We start from the raw sequence: 23,676 nt of genomic DNA, 5'->3' as shown, positions 1-23,676 counted from the left end.
ACTGAACACTCCTTACACCCTTCATTTCGATGCCCGATCCGCAATACCCGCATCGGTCAAACCCTCACTTCGGGCCGGATGCCGGGGCGGCAGGGGGGCGAAATATCCCACCACCAGCAACAGAACGCCAACGCCGATGAAGGAAATGATTCGCTCCAGTCCGCCGCGATTGCTCAGCTCGACGAAGAACAATTTGGCGACGACAACCCCAATCAGCGCGGCGCCGACGATCCACAGGTCGCGGCGGGCGCGCAGGTGGCCGCCGATCATCAGCGCCAGCGCGGTCAGCGTCCAGACGATGGAAAGCCCGGCCTGCACCCGCATGGATTCAAACAACGCGTCGGGATGCCAGGCAACGCCGAGCCAGTGATGCGCCGTGCGCAGGACCATGGCTGTGATCAACGCAAATAGCGATGCGCCGGCAATGACCAGCGCCGCTTTTTGAGCATGGCCCTCACTGACGCCCAACTGCGGCAGTTGCTGGCGGGTCCAACTGAAGATGCCGGTCAGTGTGATCAGCAAGCCCAGCTCCAGCGGGTTCAGCAGCGGCAGATAGGGCAGGGGATCGGCAGCGCCTTCGCTGAACCCGTTCGCCAGCCAGAACCAGCCGAGCATCAATGCCGCCAGCGGCGCAGCGGCCCAGACACGGTATTCGCGCGGGTACGCCCCGACAGGCCAGGGCCACGTGCGGGATGCGGTCATCGCCAGCAAGTACAGGCTCGGCAGCAACGCCCAGCCCAGCCAGCGCCAAGCGTTATACGACTCCGACAACACCAGCAATCCGTAACGAAGTTGCAGCGAGAGCACGGCGATGATCAGCCAGCAGCCGATCACGTGGGCTGCACTGCGCAAGCGCGGGAGCAGCAGTTTGTCGAGCCGATTCAGCGACCACAGGTGAACCGCAAACACCGCGAGCCAGCCCAGCCAGCCCCAGTCGGCGGCAGGGTTGTAGTAGGAATTGAAACTCAGCAGTGCAAGCAACACAGCACTCATGGGCGTCAGCAGCGTGGACAGCTGCGCGAGTCCCTCCCAGTTCAGACGCAGGGCCGCCATTGTCCACAGCCCGACACTGACAGCGCCCAACAGCAAGAGCGTCGAGAACTCGGTCTCTCCCGGCACGTAATGGGTGCTGACGCCCACTGCCGCGGACCACCACAGCGCGCCCCAGATCAACAGCAACGGCTGCAGGAAACGACTGCTCAACGACAAACGCAAGGTGCCTACGCGCTCGACCGTGAAGGCGCTGACCAGGCCGGCAAGCGCGATGATCAGCGGTGTCCAGAAATCGCCGTGGTTGAAGTTCGGCACAAACCAGCGGCCGACCACGCCAAGGAACGCGATCCCCGCGCCCAGTTGCAGCAGCAAGCCGAAAGCCCGCGCCAGCAAGCGGTTCTGGCGCATGCCGAGCCAGAACACCGCCGCGCCTTCGACGGCCCAGGCGACCGTCGTCCATTGCGCGCTCAGGCCCAGCGGAATCGCCAGCGTGCCAAACACCACGCCCAGTGACAGGCACGTTTCGACCAACAGCAATGCCCGACCCGGTGCGCGCCCGGCCAGTAACCGGGCGATGCCCATGTACAGCAAGCCAAGCGCCAGTGCGCTCAACGCAGCGCCGAATTCCAGATGTTTGACGAGCGCGTATTGCAGGCCGAACCCCACGATGGGCGTGCCGAACAACAGGCTGCCATCGACGTAGTGAGTCTGGCGCGCGGACCAGCGCAGGGTGGCTTCGCGGCTTTCCTCGTCGGGCCCGGCGGCATGCTCTTGCAGCTTGCGCCGGGCGAACAGCAGGCCGATGGCCAGGTACATCAGGAAGAACAGAATCAGGAAGGGTTCGGTGCTCCAGAACAGCTCGGGCGTGTACGCGTCCATGCCCCAGGCGAAGCCAATGCCGAACGTGCCGATGAAGCCGATCAGGTTCAGCGGGCGCCATGCCTTGAACCACGCGATGGCGAAAATGCCGGCGTTGAGCAGGGCGAAATAACTGAACAACGCGACATGACTCCCCTCGCCGGAGGACGTCAGCAGCGGCGCAGCAAACCCGCCCAGCGCGGCCACGCAGGCGAGGGCCAGGGAGTTTTGCGTGACGGCGAGAATGGCCGAAAACACGGTGACTGCAACCAACAGGCTGAACGCCATCCCCGGCGCCAGCAGGGTGTGGACTTTCATGGCGGCGAATACGGTCAGGTACAGCACCGCGACGCCCGTCCCCTGCAGCATCAACGCGAAGGATTCGTTGCGGTGACGCAACCACCAACCCAGACCCAACAGCGCCAGGGCGGCCAACGCCACGCCGGCATAACGGGCTTCAATCGGGACGACCATGCCTTCGGTGGCGTAGCGCAGCAGAAACGCCAGGCCGAGAAACAGCAGCACCACGCCGACCCGCAGCACGGTGTTGCCGCCCAGCAGCCAGTTTTTCGCGCGCAGTAAGGCGCTGTCGAAGAGGCTGTGCTGGGGAGGAGCGGGCCGGGTTGAAGCGGGCGGGGAGGCGGGCGGGTAGCTCGGGGCTGTAGGTGACGGCGCGTGCGCAGGCCTGCTCCATTCTGAGTCGCCAGCGTCCGAGGCGGCCGGTTCAAGATCCGGGAGGTCCCACAGCAGTTCCGGGCCGTCGTCTGCGATGGGCTGAACATTCAACGGCGCAGGCGCGGGCGCATCCGGCAATTGCGCGGCGGCTGAGTCCAGCTGGCTAAGGCGTTGTTGAACGGCGTTGAGGTCCAGCCGGGTTTTGGCGAGCTCGGCTTTCTGCGCAGCGGTCTCCCGCGTCAATGCGCTGAGCCGGAAGCTCAAGCCTGCGGCCAGGCCAATGACCGCGCCGACAGCGCCGCCCAACAGCGACTCATCAAGAAGCGCTCCGATTACCAGACCGGCCAGCAGAAGAATCCATTGCACGCGACGACATCCCTTTTCGGCCGATTAACGGCGATGGCGAAAAGTATATCGGGCCTCAGGAAAGGGGAAACATTTTGTGTCGGGGAGGGGATCTCATCACGCTGGTGAACTTGTGGGAGTGAGCTTGCTCACGAAAAGGTCGGTACATCCGCCAGATCATCAGCGGCCGAACTGCCTTATTCGCGAGCAAGCTCGCTCCCACAGGATTTGTACTTGCTGCGAGAGCGAGCGATCACATGAAGGTGATCGTCTCCGCTGAGGCGATCACCCCCCGCGTCCTTAATCCAGCGCGTTCCAGATTTCGGTCGCGTACTCGCGGATGGTCCGGTCCGAAGAGAACCAACCCATGCGCGCGGTGTTGAGCACCGCCGAGCGCCACCATTCTTTCGAATCGTGCCAGCGCGCTTCCACCTTGGCCTGGGCGTGCCAGTACGACTCGAAGTCCGCGCAGACGAAGAAGCGGTCGTAGTTGATCAACTGATCGATCAGCCCGGCATAGCGATACGGATCATCCGGCGAGAACACCCCGCCCCGAATCGCTTGCAGCACGTCATTCAAACGCCCGGACGCCGCGATGTCCTGATGGGCGTTGAACTCACCGGCATGCTTGCGCGCTTCGACTTCCTGCGCGGTCATGCCGAAGATGAACATGTGCTCCAGGCCGACCTGCTCGCTCATCTCCACATTGGCGCCGTCGAGAGTGCCGATGGTAAGCGCACCGTTGAGGCCGAACTTCATGTTGCTGGTGCCGGACGCTTCCAGACCTGCCGTGGAAATCTGCTCCGACAAATCCGCCGCCGGAATGATGCTTTCCGCCAGGCTGACGTTGTAGTTGGGCATGAACACCACTTTCAAACGGCCGCGCAGCGTCGGGTCGTTGTTGACCGTGCGTGCGATGTCGTTGGTCAGCTTGATGATCAGCTTGGCCGAGTGATAACTGGCCGCCGCCTTGCCGCCGAAGATCTTCACCCGCGGCACCCAATCGGTGCTCGGGTCTGCACGCATGGCCTGATACAGCGCCACAGTGTGGAACAGATTCAGCAACTGACGCTTGTACTCGTGGATGCGTTTGACCTGCACGTCAAACATCGCCTCGGGGTTAACCGAGATGCCCATGCGTTCCTGAATGATCGAGGCCAGGGCTTGCTTGCTTTGCAGGCGCTGAGCAGCGAACTCCTTCTGGAAACGTGCGTCGTCGGCCAGCGGCTCCAGTTTCAGCAGTGCGGTCTCGTGGTTGTCGAGCACTTGCTCGCCCAACTCGTTGACCAGCATGGACGTCAGTTGCGGGTTGGACTGGAACAGCCAGCGGCGGAAGGTGATGCCGTTGGTTTTGTTGTTGATGCGGTCCGGGTGCAGCTTGTGCAGGTGAGCGAAAACGGTTTTGCGCATCAGCTGCGTGTGCAGCGCTGACACACCGTTCACGCTGTGCGAACCGAGGAATGCCAGGTTACCCATGCGCACGCGACGGCCGTTGTCTTCTTCGATCAGCGACACGGCGCGCAGCAGGTCGAACAGTGCGGGGTCGTCTTTGAAGTCCTGGCGAACCTTGTCGATGTGCTGAGCGTTGATCATGTAAATGATCTGCATGTGGCGCGGCAACATGCGCTCCATCAGGCCGACCGACCAGGTTTCCAGCGCTTCAGGCAGCAGCGTGTGGTTGGTGTACGCCAGGGTGCCCACGGTGATGCGCCAGGCCTCGTCCCACTCCACGTCGTGCAGGTCGATCAGAACGCGCATCAGCTCTGCCACAGCGATCGACGGGTGCGTGTCGTTCATCTGGATGGCCACGTGTTCCGGCAGGCTGCTGATGCTGTAGCCCATGTTCTTGTGACGGCGCAGCAAATCCTGCAGCGACGCCGAAACGAAGAAGAACTCCTGACGCAGGCGCAGTTCCTGGCCCGCTTCGGTGCTGTCGTTTGGATACAGCACACGGGAAATACTTTCTGCCCGCACCACTTCCGCCACCGCACCGACGTGGTCACCGGCGTTGAAGCGTTCCAGGTGCAGGTCTTCCACGGCGCGCGCACGCCACAGGCGCAGCGTGTTCACCGCTTTGCCGCGCCAGCCCACAACCGGGGTGTCGTACGCGATCGCGCGGACGGTTTCACCTGCGGTCCAGACCTGACGGGTTTCGCCCGAGGCATCCAGTACTGGCGCGCCGGCTGCATCAAGCAGGGGCTGCACGCTGCCGCCGAAACCGATCTGGTAAATCACTTCAGGGCGTTCGAATTCCCACGGGTTACCGAAGTCCAGCCAGTTCTCGGTCTGCTCCTGCTGCCAGCCATCGACGATGGCCTGACGGAACAGGCCGTGCTCGTAACGAATGCCGTAGCCATGACCCGCAATGCCGAGGGTCGACATGCTTTCCATGAAGCACGCGGCCAGACGACCGAGGCCGCCGTTGCCCAGTGCAGCATCAGGCTCCAGCGAGCGGATTTGCTCCAGATCGACGTTCAGACCCTTCAACGCTTCGCGCGCGGTTTCGAGAATGCCCAGGTTGCTCAGGCTGTCGAACATCAGACGGCCAATCAGGAACTCGAGGGAGAGGTAATAGACGCGCTTCTTTTCCTGCCGGTAGACGTAGCGCGTGTGGTTCATCCAGCGCTCGGCCATCTTGTCGCGAGTCGCCAGGGCAATTGCCATGAACCAGTCATGGTCGAAGGCATGGTCGGGGTCTTTACCGACGGCATACTCGAGTTTGTTCAGCACAGCTTCTCGGAAGGCTGCCACTTCAGCGTCACGAACGTTGGGTTCCGGAGACATCGGGTACGACCTCAAGTTGGTTTGACGATTAAATGGGTGGGTTGACTGTAGGGCGTGTCATTGGTTATTTCCTCCCGATCGGATGAAAAATACGCAGTCGCACGACCCTCGGTTCGACTCGAACAAGCTACCTCGGTTCGCCGTCAATGCACACCGGCGGCGAATATCTGGCGCTTTCCCCTGATCTGGAGACGGCTTGCATTGATCGTTCCACTCTGGCGTTGATCTTGCTCATGCCTGCTTTCAGTGGGCATGTGCCGCGTGAAACAGGGGATCACAGTTGGCCAGAATGAGGCAGACATGTTCATTCGCCGATTCGGGTTTATGATGCCCCACGGCAGATAGACCGCAGCCCCTGAACCGGACTTTTGGAGCACCTATGCAGACTTTGTACCCGCAGATCAAACCTTACGCCCGGCACGATCTGGCGGTGGAAGAGCCGCATGTGCTGTATGTCGATGAAAGCGGCTCGCCAGACGGCCTGCCCGTCATCTTCATCCACGGCGGGCCGGGTTCGGGATGCGACGCACAAAGCCGCCGCTACTTCGATCCGAACCTCTACCGCATCATCACGTTCGATCAGCGCGGTTGCGGCCGGTCCATTCCTCACGCCAGCCTGGAAAACAACACCACCTGGCATCTGGTCGACGACCTCGAACGCATTCGCACTCATCTTGGCATCGACAAATGGGTGGTGTTCGGTGGCTCGTGGGGTTCGACGCTTTCCCTGGCCTACGCACAGAAGCACCCGGATCGGGTTCACGCACTGATTTTGCGCGGCATCTTTCTGAGCCGTCCCCAGGACATCAAGTGGTTTTATCAGGAGGGTGCGAGCCGGCTGTTCCCTGATTACTGGCAGGATTACATGGCGCCGATTCCGCCGGACGAGCGCCACGACGTGCTCGGCGCATTCCACAAACGCCTCACCGGCAGTGACCAGATCGCGCAGATGCACGCCGCCAAGGCATGGTCGACGTGGGAAGGGCGCACCGCCACTTTGCGTCCGAACCCGCAGGTGGTCGATCGCTTCACCGAGCCCCATCGTGCGCTGTCCATCGCGCGCATCGAATGCCACTACTTCACCAACGGCGCGTTCCTTGAAGAAAACCAGTTGATTCGCGACATGCCGAAGATCGCCCATTTGCCGGGCATCATCGTCCATGGCCGCTACGACATGATCTGCACGCTGGATAATGCCTGGGAACTGCATCAGGCGTGGCCGAACAGTGAGCTGCAGGTCATCCGCGACGCCGGGCACTCGGCGTCCGAGCCGGGCATCACCGACGCGCTCGTGCGCGCAGCATCAGAAGTGGCGCGCCGTTTGCTGGATCTGCCGCCGGAAGAGGCTTAAATGAAAGCCTTGCTGCAGCGCGTTTCCCAGGCGCGCGTCGACGTCGCCGGCGAAACCATTGGCGCGATTGATCAAGGATTAATGGTCCTGATTGGCATCGAGCCTCAAGACACGCCGACCAGCGCCGACAAGATGTTGCACAAGCTGCTTAACTACCGAGTATTCAGTGACGCCGACGCAAAGATGAATCTTTCGTTAACCGACGTTAATGGCGGGTTGTTGCTGGTCTCTCAGTTCACACTGGCGGCGGATACCAAAAGCGGGATGCGGCCGAGCTTTTCAAAAGCCGCGCCTCCGGCACTCGGTGCCGAGCTGTTTGGCTACTTGGTGACGAAGGCCAGAACGTCTCACCCGACCGTGGAAACGGGCCAGTTTGGTGCAGATATGCAGGTGCATCTGGTCAACGATGGCCCCGTGACATTTTTGCTTGAGACCTGAATGGCCAAGTTTGTTTGATGACCCCGGATTTACGCGCTTTAAACGCAATAAATAGTTTGCGTCACCTGATGCGTTGTAACGCGAGCTACTGGATAATCGCGCGCTACAAGGACGGGCCAGGGCCCGTCAAATCGGTAAAACGCAGACTGGTCCGACACCGCTTGGGGAATCATTGGCCCCTTTTGGAGTCGGAACAATGCTCGCCAACCCGGCATTTGATAGCTGGCCGTTGGTTTCTTCATCTGTTTTCGGCGAGGGTTGCTCGTGATTGTTAGTCCATGTAATGCACCAAAGAACCCGGGTGGTCGCTTGCGTAGCGCACTGCTGGCAGGGTCGGCTTTGTTTTGTCTGTTCGGCGCCAGTCAGCTGTGGGCGTTCGATCTCGACGACGTGGCGACAAAGGCCAAAGATCTGGCCGGACAGAAATTCACCGCGCCGAAGAGCAATCTTCCGGCCGAATTCCGCGACATGAAGTTCGCGGACTATCAAAAGATCCGCTTCCTGCAAGACAAAGCCGAATGGGCCAATGACAAGACCCCGTTCAAGGTGTCTTTCTACCACCAGGGCATGCACTTCGACACCCCGGTCAAGATCAACGAAGTCACCGCCAACTCCGTCAACGAGATCAAGTACGACCCGAGTCGTTTCGATTTCGGCGACGTGAAGTTCGATCCGAAGTCGACCGAGAACCTGGGCTATGCCGGTTTCCGCGTGACTTACCCGATCAACAAAGATGACAAGCAAGACGAAATCATGACCATGCTGGGCGCGAGCTACTTCCGCGTGATCGGTAAAGGTCAGGTTTATGGTCTGTCTGCGCGCGGGATGGCGATCGACACAGCCATGCCGTCGGGTGAGGAATTCCCTCGCTTCACCGAATTCTGGATCGAGAAGCCGAACCCGGATGACAACCATCTGGTCATCTTCGCCCTGCTCGACTCCCCTCGCGCCACTGGCGCGTACAAGCTTACCCTTCGTCCGGGCACCAACACACTGGTTGATGTCCAGTCGCGCATGTACCTGCGTGACAAGGTCGGCAAACTGGGTGTTGCGCCGCTAACCAGCATGTACCTGTTCGGTGCAAATCAGCCGTCGAAAGTCCTCAACTACCGTCGCGAACTGCACGACTCCAGCGGTCTGTCGATTCAGGCCGCCAATGGCGAGTGGATCTGGCGCCCGCTGAACAACCCTAAACACCTCTCTGTCAGCAGCTTCTCTGTGGAGAACCCGCGCGGTTTCGGTCTGCTGCAACGTGGCCGCAACTTCAGCCACTACGAAGATCTGGATGACCGCTACGACAAACGTCCAAGCGCCTGGATCGAGCCGAAGGGCGACTGGGGCAAGGGCACTGTTGATCTGGTAGAGATCCCGACTGCCGACGAAACCAACGACAACATCGTTGCGTTCTGGAAGCCGGAAACCCAGCCAGAGCCGGGTCAGGCGATCGACTTCAACTATCGTCTGCACTGGACCATGGATGAAGATGCCATTCACTCGCCAGATCTGGGCTGGGTCAAGCAGACCCTGCGCTCCACTGGTGACGTGAAGCAGTCCAACCTGATTCGTCAACCGGACGGCAGCGTTGCCTACCTGGTCGATTTTGTCGGCCCGACCCTCGCCAAGCTGGGCGAAGATCCGTCGATCCGCAGTCAGGTCATCACCGACGACAACACTGATCTGGTCGAGAACAACCTGCGCTACAACCCGGTGACCAAGGGCTGGCGTCTGACGCTGCGCCTGAAGGTCAAGGATCCGGGCAAGGCGGTTGAGATGCGTGCTTATCTACTGCGCGAAACCCCTGCCGAGCCAGGCAAAGAGCCCGCGGTGATCACAGCTGACAAGTCCGACAAGAAACCGGCCGCCAAAGCTGATTCCAAGCCTGCCGTTGCCGCTGCGCCAGTCGTTGCTGCACCGAAAGACGAGAAAGCTGAAATCGTCAAAACCGACGCCTTGAAGGCGGGTGATGCGAAGGAAGCCAAAGGTCCTAAAGCCGACAGCAAAGACGCCGCCAAGTCTGCCGACGCCACTAAAGTAGCGGAAGCCAAGTCGGACGAGGCCTCCAAGCCCGAAGCCGCTCTGGGCGACGCTGCCAAGGCCAACAAAGGCGTGAAAGATACCCCGCAGCCAGCGGTAGAGGCTGCATCCACCCAACAGGGGCCGGCCATGATTCAACAAGTCCTGACCGAAACCTGGAGCTACCAGTTGCCAGCCGATGAGTAATTCACACGCGGTGCCAGAGCCTTTGAATGAGTCTCTCAGCGAGTACCTGGCGCACTTGCCGATGACCGATGCGCAGCGCGCAGAACTTGCCAGCTGCACCTCGTTCGCTGAGTTGCACGAACGCCTTTCGGCGCAAACCGTCGCTGATTCTGCCGAGGCCTCCCAGGCTTCGGTGGGTCGTCGCCTCACCCTGACGACCGCTGATGAACTGCGCGAAGCCGAGATGCTGAGTGTCGACGCCAGCGGGCGCGTGGTCCTGAAAGCGACGCCGCCGATTCGTCGGACCAAAGTCGTGCCGGAGCCGTGGCGGACCAACATCCTGCACCGCGGCTGGCGCCGGTTGACCGGGAAATCCAACCCGCCGCCGCCCAAGGACGATTTGCCACGGGATCTGCCGAAAGCGCGCTGGCGCACCGTCGGTTCGATCCGTCGCTACATTTTGCTGATCCTCATGCTGGGCCAGACCATCGTCGCCGGCTTCTACATGAAAGGCATCCTGCCGTACCAGGGCTGGTCGCTGGTTTCGTTCGACGAAATCAGTCACCAGACTCTGTGGCAGACCGCGGTTCAGGTCATGCCGTACGCGTTGCAGACCAGCATTCTGTTGCTGTTCGGCATTCTGTTCTGCTGGGTATCGGCGGGTTTCTGGACCGCGCTGATGGGCTTCCTCGAACTGCTTACTGGCCACGACAAGTACCGTATTTCCGGTGCCAGTGCGGGCAATGAGCCGATCGAAGCCGGTGCTCGCACTGCGCTGGTCATGCCGATCTGCAACGAAGACGTGCCTCGCGTATTCGCGGGTCTGCGGGCGACGTTCGAATCGGTTAAAGCCACGGGCGATCTGGATCGTTTCGACTTCTTCATTCTCAGCGACTCCAACGAAACCGACATCTGCGTGGCCGAGCAACAAGCCTGGCTGGACGTGTGCCGTGAGACCGGCGGTTTCGGCAAGATCTTCTATCGTCGTCGCCGCCGTCGCGTTAAGCGCAAGAGCGGTAACCTTGATGACTTCTGCCGTCGTTGGGGCGGTGAATACCGCTACATGGTCGTGCTTGACGCTGACTCGGTCATGAGTGGCGACTGCCTGACCAGCCTCGTGCGCCTGATGGAAGCGACGCCGGACGCCGGTATCATCCAGACCGCGCCACGTGCTTCGGGCATGGACACGCTGTATGCCCGCATGCAGCAGTTCGCGACTCGCGTATACGGCCCGCTGTTCACGGCCGGCCTGCACTTCTGGCAGCTGGGTGAATCCCACTACTGGGGTCACAACGCGATCATCCGCATGAAGCCATTCATCGAGCACTGCGCCCTGGCGCCGCTGCCCGGGAAGGGCGCCTTCGCCGGTGCGATTCTGTCCCACGACTTCGTCGAAGCAGCGCTCATGCGCCGTGCCGGCTGGGGCGTGTGGATTGCCTACGACCTGCCGGGCAGTTACGAAGAGCTGCCGCCGAACCTGCTGGATGAACTCAAGCGTGACCGTCGCTGGTGCCACGGTAACCTGATGAACTTCCGCCTGTTCCTGGTGAAAGGCATGCACCCGGTACACCGTGCGGTGTTCCTGACCGGCGTGATGTCCTATCTGTCGGCGCCGTTGTGGTTCTTCTTCCTGGTGTTGTCCACTGCGTTGCTGGCGGTGAACACGCTGATGGAGCCGACCTACTTCATGGAGCCGCGTCAGTTGTATCCGTTGTGGCCACAGTGGCACCCGGAAAAAGCCGTCGCCTTGTTCTCGACGACCGTCGTGCTGTTGTTCCTGCCGAAACTGCTCAGCGTCATTCTGATCTGGGCCAAGGGTGCGACCGGCTTTGGTGGTCGTATCAAGGTCACGATGTCGATGCTGCTGGAAATGCTGTTTTCCATGCTGCTGGCGCCGGTGCGCATGATCTTCCATACCCGCTTTGTACTGGCCGCTTTCCTGGGCTGGGCTGCGACGTGGAACTCACCGCAGCGTGATGATGACTCGACGCCGTGGAGCGAAGCGGTCAAGCGTCACGGGCCGCAGACGCTGCTGGGCTTTTGCTGGACGCTGCTGGTGGCCTGGCTGAACCCGAGCTTCCTGTGGTGGCTGGTGCCGATCGTGGGTTCGTTGATGCTGTCGATCCCGGTGTCGGTGATTTCCAGCCGCACGAATCTGGGTTTGAAGGCGCGCGACAATAAGCTGTTCCTGATCCCGGAAGAGCACACGCCGCCGCAAGAACTGGTGTCCACTGACAAGTACACCCACGAGAACCGCTGGCACGCGCTGAACGACGGCTTTGTTCGCGCCGTGGTTGATCCGCAGCAGAACGCCTTGGCCTGTGCGCTGGCGACCTCTCGCCATCGCGAAGCCGAGCCGATCGAGTGGATGCGTGTCGAGCGTGTGCGTCATGCGATCAAAGGTGGCCCTGAACTCCTGAACAATCATGAGCGCCTGCAATTGCTGAGCGATCCGGTTGCACTGGCTCGGTTGCACGAACTGGTCTGGAGCGAAGGCAATTCTGCGTGGCTCAATGCCTGGCGCGCCTCGGTCGAAGCCGATCCTCATGCGCCGCTGCTGCCGCTGCAGCCAGCGACCCATGTGAACGACGCGACCCTCGTCAACGCCTGATTGACCCGCTAAACAAAACGCCGCCGGAGAGCCAATCTTCGGCGGCGTTTTTGTTTGGGAATCCGTTGCATTGAAGTCGTAATGCTCAGGCCATGTGCAAGCTCGTTCTCAGCCAACATGCCGACGTCGCAGATCTATCTGTCGAAACGCAAATTGTGGGAGCGAGCTTGCTCGCGAAGATGTCGGTGGATCCACTGAATCTTCAGCGACTGAAATGGCGCTTTCGCGAGCAAGCTCACTCCCACAAGGACTCTGTTTGTTGCGCCATCGCGCTCCGTCCAGAGGCGTTGTCCTGCAAGGTCTGATGCCGGATCAACTCACCCGAAACTTCCCGACCATCTCCTGCAACTGCACCCCCAGCCGCGCCAGTTCGATGCTGGAGGCAGCGGTCTCTTCGCTGGACGCGGCGGTTTGCTCGGACACATCCCGCACGTTCAGCACGCTGCGGTTGATCTGCTCCGCCACGCTGCTCTGCTCCTCGCCCGCGGCAGCGATCTGCTGGTTCATCGTCTGAATCGTCGACACCGTGCGTGTGATGTGTCCCAGGGCATCGCCGGCCTGACGACTCAGCTCGACGCTGCTGTCGGTCAGGGTCCGGCTGGCATCAAGGGTCATCACCACCTGCTGGGTGCCGCTTTGCAGCGCCGCGATGAGTACTTCGATTTCTTCGGTGGATTCCTGAGTGCGCTGCGCCAGGCCGCGAACCTCATCGGCCACCACCGCAAACCCGCGTCCCGCTTCGCCTGCACGGGCCGCCTCGATTGCGGCGTTCAATGCGAGCAGATTGGTCTGCTGCGACACTGACTTGATCACGTCGAGCACCCCGCCGATCTTGTCGCTTTCCAGTTTCAGCTTGCCCATGGCTTGGGTTGAGTTGTTGACCTCCAGCGCCAGGCGCTCGATCTGCGCGATAGCGTCGTTGACCACCTTGTCGCCGTCCCGCGCCTGCTGATCAGCGTGCCGTGCGGCTTCGCTGGCTTCTTCGGCATTGCGGGCCACTTCCATCACGGTCGAGGTCATCTGGTTCATCGCCGTGGCGACGCAGTCCGTTTCGTCTTTCTGGCTGGTGACGCCCACGCTGGTCTGCGCAGTGACGGCCGACAATTGCTCCGCCGCGCTGGCGATCTGGGTCACGCCGTCGCTGATGCCGCTGATGAGTTGCCGCAGGCTCAGGGTCATGTCCTGCATGCTGCGCTGGAGCATGCCCATTTCGTCGCGCCGGCCGATTTCCAGGTCCTGACTCAGATCACCCTTGGCGATGCGCGCGGCGGCGCTCAACGTCAGCCGTAGCGGCGCGATGATCTGCTGGGTGATCAGCCAGGCGGCCAGCAGGCCAAGCAGCATCGCCAACCCGGCCACGCCACTGAGCGTCTGCCGCGACTGAGTGGCTTCGGCATCACGCCGCTGGCCTTGCAGCGCAGTGATCTCCCCGGTTGATGTCAGCAGATTCTCGCTGAGCGCCTCCATGGACTCCTGGGCCGCTTCAACCTTGACCTGGAGGTCCTTGAACTGGCCCATGTGCTCGCGGTACTTGAGCAGCGTCTTACGGGCGTTGAGCAATTCACTGACATTGCCATCGGCCTGGTCGGTGGCAATTTGTTCGACTTCCTTCAGCGCTTCGTCGATGGCGGTAATGGCGGCGACCTCGTAGGACTCTTTACCGCTGAACACGTACGCCTGGACTTCGTAACGGGCGTTCTGCACCTGGCCGCGCAATTGCTGGATGTTGGTGAACTCCCCCAGCCGCTCGCTGCTGTCCTGCTCCTGACTCACAGCCTTCAAAACTTCGCTTTCCACCTGGCCAATGGACGTGATCGCCTCCTCAGACAGAACGGCCAGTTGCGCGCGGGAATCTGCCCGCTCACTCAACAGCTTGGCCAGATCGGCGAAGGTGGCTTCGAGCGCCCGCACAGTGTCGCTCTGCCCGTTGAGTAACGTGAGGATGTCGGCCGGTGGGGCGTCGTCACGCAGGAGCACCAGATGCGCTTCGATCTCGTTGATGCGGGCGACGACGCGCGAGGCGCTGTCAGCGGTGTTTTCGACCCGAAAGACAATGCGCTCGGCACGCAGGTCCTTGGTCATCGCGTTGAGCTGGGCGATGGAGGTCAATGACTCCGAGCGCTCGATCATGGTGTCGAGCCCATGCCAGCCGGTCAGCGTGATGGCCAGGGTCAGAAGCAGAACCAGGCCGAAGCCCAGCGAGAGTTTGAGTTTGACGCTGGCGTTGGCCAGCGTCCGGTTGATGCCTTGCAGCATGATGCGTCTCCTGCGGATGAGCGATAAACGCGCATCGGCAGGGCAAGCGGAGCCGTGACCTGATCAGGTCGTAGGAGATTTCCGAGGGGTGGGAAGGGGTGACGCGTGTCACAGATTCCACCCCTGATCGGAGGTTTTGCGGCAGGTGCGTTACTGAGACGGGTGCGGATCAGGCCACTGAATCAGACCCGGAAGCGACCCACCAGCGCTTGCAGATGGCTGCCCAGTCGCGCCAGTTCGACGCTCGATGCGGCGGTTTCTTCGCTGGCCGCGGAGGTCTGTTCCGACACATCGCGCACATTGAGCACGCTGCGGTTGATCTCTTCGGCGGTGGCGCTTTGCTCCTCGGCTGCGGCAGCGATCTGCTGGTTCATGGATTGAATCGCAGACACGGTGCGGGTGATGCTTTCCAGGGAGGTGCCGGCGCGGCGGGTCAGCTCTACGCTGCTGACAGTGAGCTCGCGGCTGTTGTCCATGATCGTCGCCACCTGCCGCGTACCGTTCTGCAGGCCGGAAATCAGTTCCTCGATCTCTTCAGTGGATTTCTGAGTGCGCTGCGCCAGGCTACGCACTTCGTCCGCCACCACAGCAAATCCGCGACCAGCCTCGCCCGCCCGCGCAGCCTCGATAGCGGCGTTCAGGGCGAGGAGGTTGGTTTGCTGTGCGACGGACTTGATCACGTCGAGGACGCTGCCGATCTTGTCGCTCTCGCGCTTGAGCTCGGCCATGGCCTCGGTGGAGTGACCGACTTCGGTGGCGAGAAGCTCGATCTGCGCGATGGCCTCGTTGACCACCTTGTCGCCTTCGCGCGCCTGGAGGTCGGCAGCTACGGCGGCCTCGGACGCTTCTTCGGCGTTACGGGCGACTTCCTGCACCGTGGCGGTCATCTCGTGCATCGCCGTCGCTACCTGGTCAGTCTCGACCTTCTGGCTGTTGACGCCGGCGCTGGTCTGTTCGGTAACCGCCGATAGCTCTTCGGCAGCGCTGGCGATCTGAGTTACGCCTTCGCCGATGCCGCTGATCAACTGACGAAGCTCCACGGTCATGCGCTGGATGCTGCCCTGCAACTGACCCAGCTCATCGCGGCGGTCGACGCTCAAGTTGTGGGTCAGATCACCGGACGCCACGCGCTCGACCGCCACGAGCGTCTGGCCCAGCGGCACCGTGATTTGTCGTGTGATGATCCAGGCGGCGAGAACACCGAGGATCAGGGCCACTATCGTAGCGATGCCAAGCGTCGATTGGGCCTGACGAGTGTCTGCATCACGCTTGGCGTTTTGCGAACTGTTCAATTGTTCGCTGTTGTCCAGCAGCTGCTGGCCCAGCTCGGTCATTTTGGCCAGGGCCTGAACGCTGACCAGTTGTGCGTCACGGTACTGGCCGACAGCGTCGCGGTAGCCTTTGAGCGCGAGGTTGGCCTTTTGCAGCTGCGGGATGTATTGGGAGGAAACGTCCCCGGCCAGCGTGTTAACTCCGACGATGGCTTCGTCGATGGCGGCGGTGGCGTTCTTCTCGAAATCCGCTTTGCCGCTGAAGGTGTAACCGCGCACCTGGAAGCGTGCCTGCTGAATCTGTTTGCTGACATCCACCGCGCTGTTGAATTGCAGGATGTTGTCGTGCTGGATCAGCGCTTCTTCGATCTTTTTGACGACATCTACGGCTGCATCGGCCGTAGTTCCCAGATTGGTTCGGCTCGCTTCGCGGGTCTGGATGGCTTTGGTCATGTCGCCAAAGGCGCGGCGGTATTCGCCCGCGGCCTGAGCCTGAGCGTCCATCAGTTTGAGATCGCCGACACCTTTGACCATGCTCTGCGCGGTTTTCAGGTCGGCGTCGAGATTGTCCAGCGCGGTCATGACAGCCGTCGCGGCTTCAGCGGTGTATTGGGTTTCATACACCATGCGTGCCGTGCGCAGATCCATCGTCCGCTCACTGATCTGCGAGATCATCCCCAGCTTGTCGCCGCGCTCGATCAACGCCTTGACACTCGACCACCCCGTCGCCGTGATGAGCAGCGTCAGCAATAGCACCAGGCCGAAACCGATACCCAGTTTGAGGCTGACGCTCATATTTCCAAGGCGTTGGGTAAACCAGCGAGACATGATGATTCCTGCGAATTGTAGTTATGGACGCCTGTACATCGGCCGATGCGTGACGAACTGAAGCGTGGGGTGATGAAGAGGGGCGTGGGGGTGTCGGGTGGAAAATCCCCCATCGCTCTGACACCGCGTAATTCAGCCAGCCAACACTGCCCATGTGAGACTGAGCTTGCTCAGGAAGAGGCCGGGACAGTCAGCCACTTTCGCGGGTGGCTGAAAGCGAGCCTTCGCGAGCAAGCTCGCTCCCACGGGGTCTTCGTCGGCGGGGAGATCGGTGTCGCCATGTGCTCTGAGCGTGGGTCTGTGTTTTGACACTGCGCTGTCGAGCAGCAAACACAGGACTTGTGGGAGTGAGCTTGCTCACGAAGACTGCATTTCAAGCGCCGGATATTTAGCGGATGTATCGGCCCCTTCGCGAGCAAGCTCGCTCCCACGGGTTCTTCGTCTGCGGGGAGATCGGTGTCGCCATGTGCTCTGAGCGCGAGTCTGTGTTTTGACACCGCGCTGTCGAGCAGCAAACACAGGGCTTGTGGGAGTGAGCTTGCTCACGAAGACTGCATTTCAAGCGCCGGATATTTAGCGGATGTATCGGCCCCTTCGCGAGCAAGCTCGCTCCCACGGGGTCTTCGTCTGCGGGGAGATCGGTGTCGCCATGTGCTCTGAGCGCGGGTCTGTGTTTTGACACCGCGCTGTCGAGCAGCAGACACAGGACTTGTGGGAGTGAGCTTGCTCACGAAGACTGCATTTCAAGCGCCGGATATTTAGCGGATGTATCGGCCCCTTCGCGAGCAATCTCGCTCTCACAGGTTTTGCGTCTGCGGGGAAACGGGTGTCTCCATGTTCGATGTGCGCGGGCCCTAGAACAATCGGGCGAGCAGCGCGGTGACGGCGGTTTCTACGCGCAGGATACGCGCGCCCAGCTGGACTGGAGTCAGGCCCGAGGCCTGCAGCAAATCAACTTCGTAGGGAATCCAGCCACCTTCAGGGCCGATCGCCAGGGTGACAGGCTGCTCAACCGCACGCGGGCAGGCGGAGAAGTCCCCCGGATGACCGACCAACCCCAACGTCCCGTCCACAATGGCGGGCAGTCGGTCCTCAACGAAGGGCTTGAAGCGCTTTTCGATGACGATCTCCGGCAGCACGCTGTCCCGGGCTTGTTCCAGCCCGAGAATCAACTGTTCGCGGATGGCCGCAGGCTCCAGAAAAGGCGTCTGCCAGAAGCTTTTTTCGACGCGGTAGCTGTTGACCAGGATGACTCGGGGCACACCCATCGTCGCTACGGTCTGAAACACCCGGCGCAGCATCTTCGGGCGGGGCAGTGCCAGGATCAACGTTAAGGGGAGTTTGGCCGGCGGGGCGTGCTCGAAGCTCACTGACAGCTCGGCTTCCCGCGCTTCCAGCCGCAGCAGTTGCGCACTGCCCAGCAGTCCGCCCACACGGCCGACCCGCAGGCTGTCGCCCACTTCGCTGCGATGCACTTCCTGCATGTGCTTGAGGCGCCGGTCACGCAGCACCACCCGGTCCGCCGCGATGAAGTCGGCGTCCTCAAGCAACAGCAGGTTCACGGCTGGGTCGCTGGCGGTTGGCTCTGCTCGTCTTCGGCTTTTTCGTCGTCTTCATGATCGCCGCGCTTGGTGATCATCGAACTGCACAACACGCCGATTTCAAACAGCAGCCACATCGGCACAGCCAGCAGGGTCTGCGAAAAGATGTCCGGCGGGGTGAGGATCATGCCGACCACGAAGCAACCGATCACCACGTACGGACGAATCTTCTTCAGGTATTTGACGTCGACGATGCCGATCCACACCAGCAGCACAACCGCCACCGGGATCTCGAACGCCACACCAAACGCCAGGAACAGCGTCATGACGAAGTCCAGGTAGCTGGCGATGTCCGTCATCATCGACACGCCTTCCGGGGTAACGCTGGCGAAGAAGTGGAAAATCAGCGGGAAGACCAGAAAGTAGGCAAATGCCATCCCGGCATAGAACAGGATGATGCTGGAGATCAACAGCGGCACTGCCACGCGCTTTTCATGCTTGTACAGCCCCGGCGCGATGAAGCCCCAGATCTGATACAGAATCACCGGCATCGCCAGGAACAGCGCCACCATCATCGTCAGCTTGAACGGCGTGATGAACGGCGAGGCCACATCGGTCGCGATCATCGTGGCGCCGTCAGGCAGAAACTTGCGCAGCGGGGCAGAAACGAAGGTGTAGATCTTCTGGGTGAAGTAGAACAGCGCGCCGAAGATCACGAAGATCGCCAGCACGCAGCGCAGCAGGCGCGAGCGCAGTTCTGTCAGGTGCGAGACCAGCGGCATTTGCTGGTCGTTTTCCGGAATTTCGCTCATGGGGCTCGTGGTGGCAGTGACGAATCGTTGGCAGAAGGCGCACTTTGCACCGCGGTCGCAGGGGTGATGACCGGCGCGGGTGCAGGAGCAGATGCGGATTCTGGTGCAGCAGGCGCGGCAGGCCCAACGTGAGCAGGCGGCGGTGTAACCGACGCACTTTCAGCCGGAGCGGCCGGACCAATGTCCGCGCTCTGTGCCGGAGATGCGGCACCTATAACCGGCGCTGTAGAGGCCGGAGCCGGTGAAACCGGCGTCTCGGCAGCAGGTTCGGCCGGCGCTTGCGCAACAGTTTCCGCCGGGGCGACAGGCGCCGCAGGCGGTTGCTGCGGCTGCATGATTTTGCGGGCTTCTTCTTCCAGCGAAAGAATGTGCTCGTTGTGCAGCTGACGCCGAATTTCGTCAGCGCCGATTTCGCGCTCAACTTCCTGTTTGATCGCATTGAAGCTGCGTTTCAGGCGGCCGATCCAGAGCCCGGCCGTCCGTGCTGCGCCCGGCAGACGCTCGGGGCCCAGCACCAGCAGGGCAACGAGGCCGACCAGCAGCAGTTCAGAAAAGCTGATACCAAACATGCGTCACGACCTAGTCTTTGCGGAGGGGGTCTTCGACTCGTTGCGCTTGCGCGTCGATGGTGTGCGGCTGGTGCAGCGGCTGAGTCGGAGGCACAGGCTGCGCGGTCGGCTGTGGTTGAACCGGCGGCTGCACCGTTGGCTCTTCCGGATGCTTGTCATCGTCATTCATGGCCTTGCGAAAGCCCTTGATCGACTCACCCACGTCAGTCCCCAGGTTCTTGAGTTTCTTGGTGCCGAACACCAGCACCACAACCACAAGAATGACGATCCAGTGTTTCCAGTCAAAAATGCCCATGACGCGTTCCTCACAAGAAATTTCGGGCCGCAGCCCAGGTGTTTATTCCGCCGAGCGAGACGCTTTCTCGGCGTGTCCGGACAGGCCGAAGCGGCGGTCCAGCTCATCGAGCACGGCTTGCGGGTGTTGGCCCAGTTGGGCAAGCATCACCATGCTGTGGAACCACAAGTCGGCGGTTTCATAGACGACATCACTGCAGTCACCGCTGATGGCAGCGTCCTTGGCAGCGATTATGGTTTCGACCGACTCTTCGCCGACCTTCTCCAGAATCTTGTTCAGTCCCTTGTGATAGAGGCTGGCGACGTAAGAAGAGTCGGCAGCCGCGCCCTTGCGTGCTTCAAGCACCTCGGCAAGGCGTGACAAGGTATCAGTCATGTTCAGTGTCCTGCTTGGTAAATGGCATCCGGGTCTTTGAGCACCGGGTCCACGGTCTTCCAGCCGGCGTCGTCGTAGACGCGGTAGAAGCAGCTCTCGCGGCCGGTATGGCAAGCGATGCCGCCGATTTGCTCGACCATCAGGATAATGACGTCGGCATCACAGTCCAGGCGCAGTTCATGAAGCTTCTGCATGTGGCCCGATTCTTCGCCCTTTCGCCACAACTTGCCACGTGAACGTGACCAATAGATAGCGCGCTGTTCGCTGGCAGTCAGGCTCAAGGCTTCGCGGTTCATCCAGGCCATCATCAGCACGCGACCGGTCTTGTGGTCCTGCGCGATGGCGGGCACCAGACCGTCCTTGTCCCACTTAATCTCGTCCAGCCAGTCTTTCATCATCGGCTCCGGCCGTTCCAGGGGAGGGTTAGTGTGCCAGCGGCTCGCGCCGATGGCTATCGGCGAACGACCAGATAGACGCCTGCCGCCAGCATCAGCAAGGCAGGCCAGGCGCTCAGCGTGTTCAGCGCTTCGCCGGTCTGGGTATGGGTGATCGCCAACAGAACGCCACCGGCCAGCAGGCCAGCGCCGAGCAAGCGAAGGGCCCAATGATCGCCGTCGCGCCGATAGGGCGGGGGCGGATCGTGGCGATGGGGCTGAGACAGACGCTCGAGTAAATCCCGGGTCATGTTCGCCAGATGCGGTATCTGTTCGACCTGAGACTGCAGGTTGCCGAGCAGGGTCTTCGGGCTGACGCGCTCGCGCATCCAGCGTTCGAGGAACGGCTGCGCAGTCGCCCAGAGATCCAGCTCCGGGTACAGCTGACGGCCCAGGCCTTCGATGTTGAGCAGCGTCTTTTGCAGCAGCACCAGTTGCGGCTGCACTTCCATGTTGAAGCGGCGAGCGGTCTGGAACAGGCGCATCAGCACTTGCCCGAAGGAAATGTCCTTCAGCGGCTTCTCGAAGATCGGCTCGCACACCGTCCGGATGGCCGCTTCGAATTCATTCAGCTTGGTCTCGGCCGGCACCCAGCCCGAGTCAATATGCAGCTGTGCCACACGGCGATAATCACGCTTGAAGAACGCAAACAGGTTGCGCGCCAGATAGTCCTGATCCTCAGGGGTCAGGCTGCCAACAATGCCGCAGTCGATGGCAATGTACTGCGGATCCCACGGCGTGACCGTGCTGACGAAAATGTTGCCGGGGTGCATGTCGGCGTGGAAAAAGCTGTCACGGAAGACTTGGGTGAAGAACAGCTCGACGCCGCGCTCGGCCAGCTTCTTCATGTCGGTGCGCTGATCGGCGAGGGTTGCCAGATCGGTCACTTGCACGCCGTAGATGCGCTCCATGACCAACACCTTCGGCCGGCACCAGTCCCAATAGACCTGCGGCACGTAAAGCATGGTCGAGCCTTCGAAGTTACGGCGCAGCTGGCTGGAGTTTGCCGCCTCGCGCAACAGGTCGAGTTCGTCGTAGATGGTTTTTTCGTAATCGGCGACCACGTCCACCGGGTGCAGCAGACGCGCATCAGCCGAAACCCGCTCGGCAATCTTCGCCAGGATGAACAGCCACGCCAGGTCAGAGCCGATGATCGGCTTCAGGCCTGGCCGCACGACCTTCACCACCACTTCTTCGCCTGTTTTCAGGCGCGCGGCGTGGACTTGAGCGACAGAAGCGGAGGCCAGCGGGGCGACGTCGAAACGGCTGAAGACCTCGCTGATCTTCGCCCCCAGTTGCGACTCGATCAGCGCAACGGCTTTGGCGGAGTCGAACGGCGGCACGCGATCCTGCAGCATCATCAGCTCGTCGGCGACGTCTTCAGGCAGCAGGTCACGGCGGGTGGACAGCAACTGCCCGAACTTGATGAAAATAGGCCCCAGGTCCTGCAACGCCAGCCGCAGACGCGCGCCACGGCTCAGTTCGTTCTTGCGCCGCGGCAGCCAGCGCCATGGCAGTACAAAGCGCACGGCCAGCAGCCACCACGGCAGGGGCAGGGCGAACAACAGATCATCAAGGCGGTAACGGATTACGACACGCTGGATGCGAAACAGGCGGCGGACGGCAAGCAGGCTCATGCGTTATCGCTGGATTTGAGGGAGTGGGCCAGACGCTCGAAGCGGGCTTCGAGGCGTTCCAGGTCTTGTTTGGTCTGATCCAGTTCGGCGAAGCGGGCTTCGGCCTCGCGTTTGCCGACCAGCGTGCGGGATTCTTCGGCCAGGTATTCGGCCAGGTTGTGGCTGAGGCTGGCTGCGCTGTCGCGGGTCCAGCGCGCGCTGTTGCGCAGGTGCCCGCCGATCAGGGGCGCCGCGACGGGACCGAGCCAGCGTTGCAGCTCGTATTCCCAGTCGAGGTCCAGGTCCTGCAGCACGCCCACCAGCTCAAGCAGCACGGCGCTTTCACCCTCCAGCTCGACTTCCGGGCTGTGCAGCACGGCATTTTTGTCTTTGCTCATCGCCAGGCGCATCAGGCTCGCAGCGGGGGCGCGCAGGGTCACATCAGCACCGCCTTCCCAGTTCGCCGCCAGCATCAGGCCGTCGTCGCTGGGCAGTACGTGCAGATGAAACGCCGGGCTGGTGCACTCGATCGCGATGACCTTTCCGCTCAGCCGGTCAAGGCGTGGCAAGGCAGTGCTGTCCATGCGCAGCACGCGGTTGATGCCGTGCTCGGCACTGGCGAGCAAGCCGTTGATCAGCATCAGGGCTTAATGCCCCGGTGCAGCGCGACGATGCCGGAGGTCATGTTGTGGTAGGTCACGCGGTCGAAACCGGCCTGGACCATCATCGACTTCAGGGTTTCCTGATCAGGGTGCATGCGGATCGACTCTGCCAGGTAACGGTAGCTTTCCGAATCGTTGGTGATCAACTTGCCGGCCAGCGGCATGAAGGCGAACGAGTAGGCGTCGTAGATCTTGGACATGACTTTGCTGGTGGGCTTGGAGAATTCCAGCACCAGCAAACGACCACCCGGCTTGAGCACGCGCAGCATTGAGCGGATGGCGTCCTCCTTGTGGGTCACGTTGCGCAGGCCGAAGGCGATGGTCACGCAGTCGAAGTAGTTGTCGGGGAACGGCAGCTTTTCAGCGTCGGCCTGGACGAACTTGATGTTGCCGGCCACGCCGCGATCCAGCAGGCGGTCACGACCGACCTTGAGCATCGAAGCATTAATGTCGGCCAGTACGACTTCGCCGGTCGGGCCCACGAGATGGGAAAACTTCTTCGCCAAGTCGCCAGTGCCGCCCGCGATGTCGAGCACGCGGTTGCTGCTGCGAACGCCTGACAGTTCGATGGTGAAGCGCTTCCAGAGGCGATGCATGCCGCCGGACAGGACGTCGTTCATCAGGTCATATTTGGCCGCGACGGAGTGAAACACCTCGGCGACTTTCTCGGCCTTCTGGCTTTCCGGTACGTTTTTGTAACCGAAGTGGGTGATGGGTTCGGCATCGCTGCCTTTGCGCGGATCATTCATATCGCTGTCACCGG

General features: G+C 61.4%; 17 protein-coding genes and 1 pseudogene. 4 read left to right on the top strand and 14 right to left on the bottom strand.

Translation table 11 applies throughout. The annotated features are described in order from the left end of the window. Nucleotides 1–21: 21 nt before the first annotated feature. Together ACYASU_RS21405 and ACYASU_RS21400 are read right to left on the bottom strand one after the other, a co-directional pair. Nucleotides 22–2,892, bottom strand: a complete 2,871-nt coding sequence (locus ACYASU_RS21405) for a DUF2339 domain-containing protein (RefSeq protein WP_463583966.1) — start codon at nt 2,890–2,892, stop codon at nt 22–24. Between the two features lie 279 nt (nt 2,893–3,171). After that, nucleotides 3,172–5,655 (bottom strand): glycogen/starch/alpha-glucan phosphorylase, encoded by a 2,484-nt coding sequence (locus ACYASU_RS21400; RefSeq protein WP_192171236.1) that lies wholly within the window; start codon nt 5,653–5,655, stop codon nt 3,172–3,174. Nucleotides 5,656–6,034: 379 nt separating this feature from the next. Between ACYASU_RS21400 and pip the strand changes: the two genes are divergently transcribed. The 4 genes from pip to mdoH all read left to right on the top strand — a co-directional run bounded on the left by pip (nt 6,035) and on the right by mdoH (nt 12,254). Then, complete coding sequence (gene pip / locus ACYASU_RS21395) at nt 6,035–7,006, top strand: prolyl aminopeptidase (RefSeq protein ID WP_122533954.1); 972 nt, start codon at nt 6,035–6,037, stop codon at nt 7,004–7,006. Next, on the top strand, nt 7,007–7,444 hold the full coding sequence (gene dtd / locus ACYASU_RS21390; protein WP_192171234.1) for a D-aminoacyl-tRNA deacylase: 438 nt from the start codon (nt 7,007–7,009) through the stop codon (nt 7,442–7,444). A 264-nt stretch (nt 7,445–7,708) separates the two neighbouring features. Further along, nucleotides 7,709–9,664 carry a glucan biosynthesis protein gene (locus ACYASU_RS21385; RefSeq protein ID WP_282369765.1) on the top strand — a complete coding sequence of 652 codons (1,956 nt, stop codon included), beginning with the start codon at nt 7,709–7,711 and terminating at the stop codon, nt 9,662–9,664. Then, nucleotides 9,657–12,254 carry a glucans biosynthesis glucosyltransferase MdoH gene (gene mdoH, locus ACYASU_RS21380; RefSeq protein ID WP_463583965.1) on the top strand — a complete coding sequence of 866 codons (2,598 nt, stop codon included), beginning with the start codon at nt 9,657–9,659 and terminating at the stop codon, nt 12,252–12,254. Before ACYASU_RS21385 ends, mdoH begins: the two co-directional genes overlap by 8 nt. Before the next feature lie 312 nt (nt 12,255–12,566). Here the strand turns inward: mdoH and ACYASU_RS21375 are convergent, their stop codons facing one another. From ACYASU_RS21375 to ubiE, 12 genes and pseudogenes are all read right to left on the bottom strand, one after another. Continuing rightward, complete coding sequence (locus ACYASU_RS21375) at nt 12,567–14,510, bottom strand: methyl-accepting chemotaxis protein (RefSeq protein WP_463583964.1); 1,944 nt, start codon at nt 14,508–14,510, stop codon at nt 12,567–12,569. A 182-nt stretch (nt 14,511–14,692) separates the two neighbouring features. Further along, nucleotides 14,693–15,397, bottom strand: a complete 705-nt coding sequence (locus ACYASU_RS21370) for a methyl-accepting chemotaxis protein (RefSeq protein WP_463583989.1) — start codon at nt 15,395–15,397, stop codon at nt 14,693–14,695. 198 nt (nt 15,398–15,595) lie between these two features. Continuing rightward, nucleotides 15,596–16,456: pseudogene (locus ACYASU_RS21365) on the bottom strand (methyl-accepting chemotaxis protein); the annotation flags it as partial. 1,007 nt (nt 16,457–17,463) lie between these two features. After that, nucleotides 17,464–18,171: a 16S rRNA (uracil(1498)-N(3))-methyltransferase gene (locus ACYASU_RS21360; protein WP_463583963.1), complete on the bottom strand. Its 708-nt coding sequence runs from the start codon at nt 18,169–18,171 to the stop codon at nt 17,464–17,466. Then, complete coding sequence (gene tatC / locus ACYASU_RS21355; protein WP_065986665.1) at nt 18,168–18,962, bottom strand: twin-arginine translocase subunit TatC; 795 nt, start codon at nt 18,960–18,962, stop codon at nt 18,168–18,170. The genes ACYASU_RS21360 and tatC overlap by 4 nt, the downstream gene beginning before the upstream one ends. Further along, the gene (tatB, locus tag ACYASU_RS21350) at nt 18,959–19,531 is read right to left on the bottom strand and encodes a Sec-independent protein translocase protein TatB (protein WP_463583962.1); all 573 of its coding nucleotides are present in this window, start codon (nt 19,529–19,531) and stop codon (nt 18,959–18,961) included. Before tatB ends, tatC begins: the two co-directional genes overlap by 4 nt. 10 nt (nt 19,532–19,541) lie before the next feature. Continuing rightward, on the bottom strand, nt 19,542–19,826 hold the full coding sequence (locus tag ACYASU_RS21345; protein ID WP_065986662.1) for a twin-arginine translocase TatA/TatE family subunit: 285 nt from the start codon (nt 19,824–19,826) through the stop codon (nt 19,542–19,544). A gap of 42 nt (nt 19,827–19,868) precedes the next feature. Next, nucleotides 19,869–20,201: a phosphoribosyl-ATP diphosphatase gene (locus tag ACYASU_RS21340; RefSeq protein ID WP_192171226.1), complete on the bottom strand. Its 333-nt coding sequence runs from the start codon at nt 20,199–20,201 to the stop codon at nt 19,869–19,871. A gap of 2 nt (nt 20,202–20,203) precedes the next feature. Continuing rightward, nucleotides 20,204–20,596, bottom strand: a complete 393-nt coding sequence (gene hisI, locus ACYASU_RS21335; RefSeq protein WP_463583961.1) for a phosphoribosyl-AMP cyclohydrolase — start codon at nt 20,594–20,596, stop codon at nt 20,204–20,206. Between the two features lie 56 nt (nt 20,597–20,652). Next, nucleotides 20,653–22,272, bottom strand: coding sequence for a ubiquinone biosynthesis regulatory protein kinase UbiB (ubiB, locus tag ACYASU_RS21330; RefSeq protein ID WP_282373361.1), 1,620 nt, complete (start codon nt 22,270–22,272; stop codon nt 20,653–20,655). Further along, nucleotides 22,269–22,892, bottom strand: a complete 624-nt coding sequence (locus ACYASU_RS21325) for a ubiquinone biosynthesis accessory factor UbiJ (protein WP_423570995.1) — start codon at nt 22,890–22,892, stop codon at nt 22,269–22,271. The genes ubiB and ACYASU_RS21325 overlap by 4 nt, the downstream gene beginning before the upstream one ends. Beyond that, nucleotides 22,892–23,662, bottom strand: coding sequence for a bifunctional demethylmenaquinone methyltransferase/2-methoxy-6-polyprenyl-1,4-benzoquinol methylase UbiE (ubiE, locus tag ACYASU_RS21320; RefSeq protein ID WP_463583960.1), 771 nt, complete (start codon nt 23,660–23,662; stop codon nt 22,892–22,894). Before ubiE ends, ACYASU_RS21325 begins: the two co-directional genes overlap by 1 nt. Nucleotides 23,663–23,676: the final 14 nt, after the last annotated feature.

The organism is Pseudomonas sp. HP_12 (assembly GCF_055283955.1).
This window is presented reverse-complemented; position numbering and strand designations above follow the sequence as displayed.

What these genes read in the sequence shown, in the direction of transcription:
- ACYASU_RS21400 (WP_192171236.1), bottom strand. Translation starts at nt 5,655, where the DNA reads ATGTCTCCGGAACCCAACGTTCGTGACGCTGAAGTGGCAGCCTTCCGA.
- pip (WP_122533954.1), top strand. Translation starts at nt 6,035, where the DNA reads ATGCAGACTTTGTACCCGCAGATCAAACCTTACGCCCGGCACGATCTG.
- dtd (WP_192171234.1), top strand. Translation starts at nt 7,007, where the DNA reads ATGAAAGCCTTGCTGCAGCGCGTTTCCCAGGCGCGCGTCGACGTCGCC.
- mdoH (WP_463583965.1), top strand. Translation starts at nt 9,657, where the DNA reads ATGAGTAATTCACACGCGGTGCCAGAGCCTTTGAATGAGTCTCTCAGC.
- ACYASU_RS21375 (WP_463583964.1), bottom strand. Translation starts at nt 14,510, where the DNA reads ATGCTGCAAGGCATCAACCGGACGCTGGCCAACGCCAGCGTCAAACTC.
- ACYASU_RS21370 (WP_463583989.1), bottom strand. Translation starts at nt 15,397, where the DNA reads ATGACCGCCACGGTGCAGGAAGTCGCCCGTAACGCCGAAGAAGCGTCC.
- tatC (WP_065986665.1), bottom strand. Translation starts at nt 18,962, where the DNA reads ATGAGCGAAATTCCGGAAAACGACCAGCAAATGCCGCTGGTCTCGCAC.
- tatB (WP_463583962.1), bottom strand. Translation starts at nt 19,531, where the DNA reads ATGTTTGGTATCAGCTTTTCTGAACTGCTGCTGGTCGGCCTCGTTGCC.
- ACYASU_RS21345 (WP_065986662.1), bottom strand. Translation starts at nt 19,826, where the DNA reads ATGGGCATTTTTGACTGGAAACACTGGATCGTCATTCTTGTGGTTGTG.
- ACYASU_RS21340 (WP_192171226.1), bottom strand. Translation starts at nt 20,201, where the DNA reads ATGACTGATACCTTGTCACGCCTTGCCGAGGTGCTTGAAGCACGCAAG.
- hisI (WP_463583961.1), bottom strand. Translation starts at nt 20,596, where the DNA reads ATGAAAGACTGGCTGGACGAGATTAAGTGGGACAAGGACGGTCTGGTG.
- ubiB (WP_282373361.1), bottom strand. Translation starts at nt 22,272, where the DNA reads ATGAGCCTGCTTGCCGTCCGCCGCCTGTTTCGCATCCAGCGTGTCGTA.
- ACYASU_RS21325 (WP_423570995.1), bottom strand. Translation starts at nt 22,892, where the DNA reads ATGCTGATCAACGGCTTGCTCGCCAGTGCCGAGCACGGCATCAACCGC.
- ubiE (WP_463583960.1), bottom strand. Translation starts at nt 23,662, where the DNA reads ATGAATGATCCGCGCAAAGGCAGCGATGCCGAACCCATCACCCACTTC.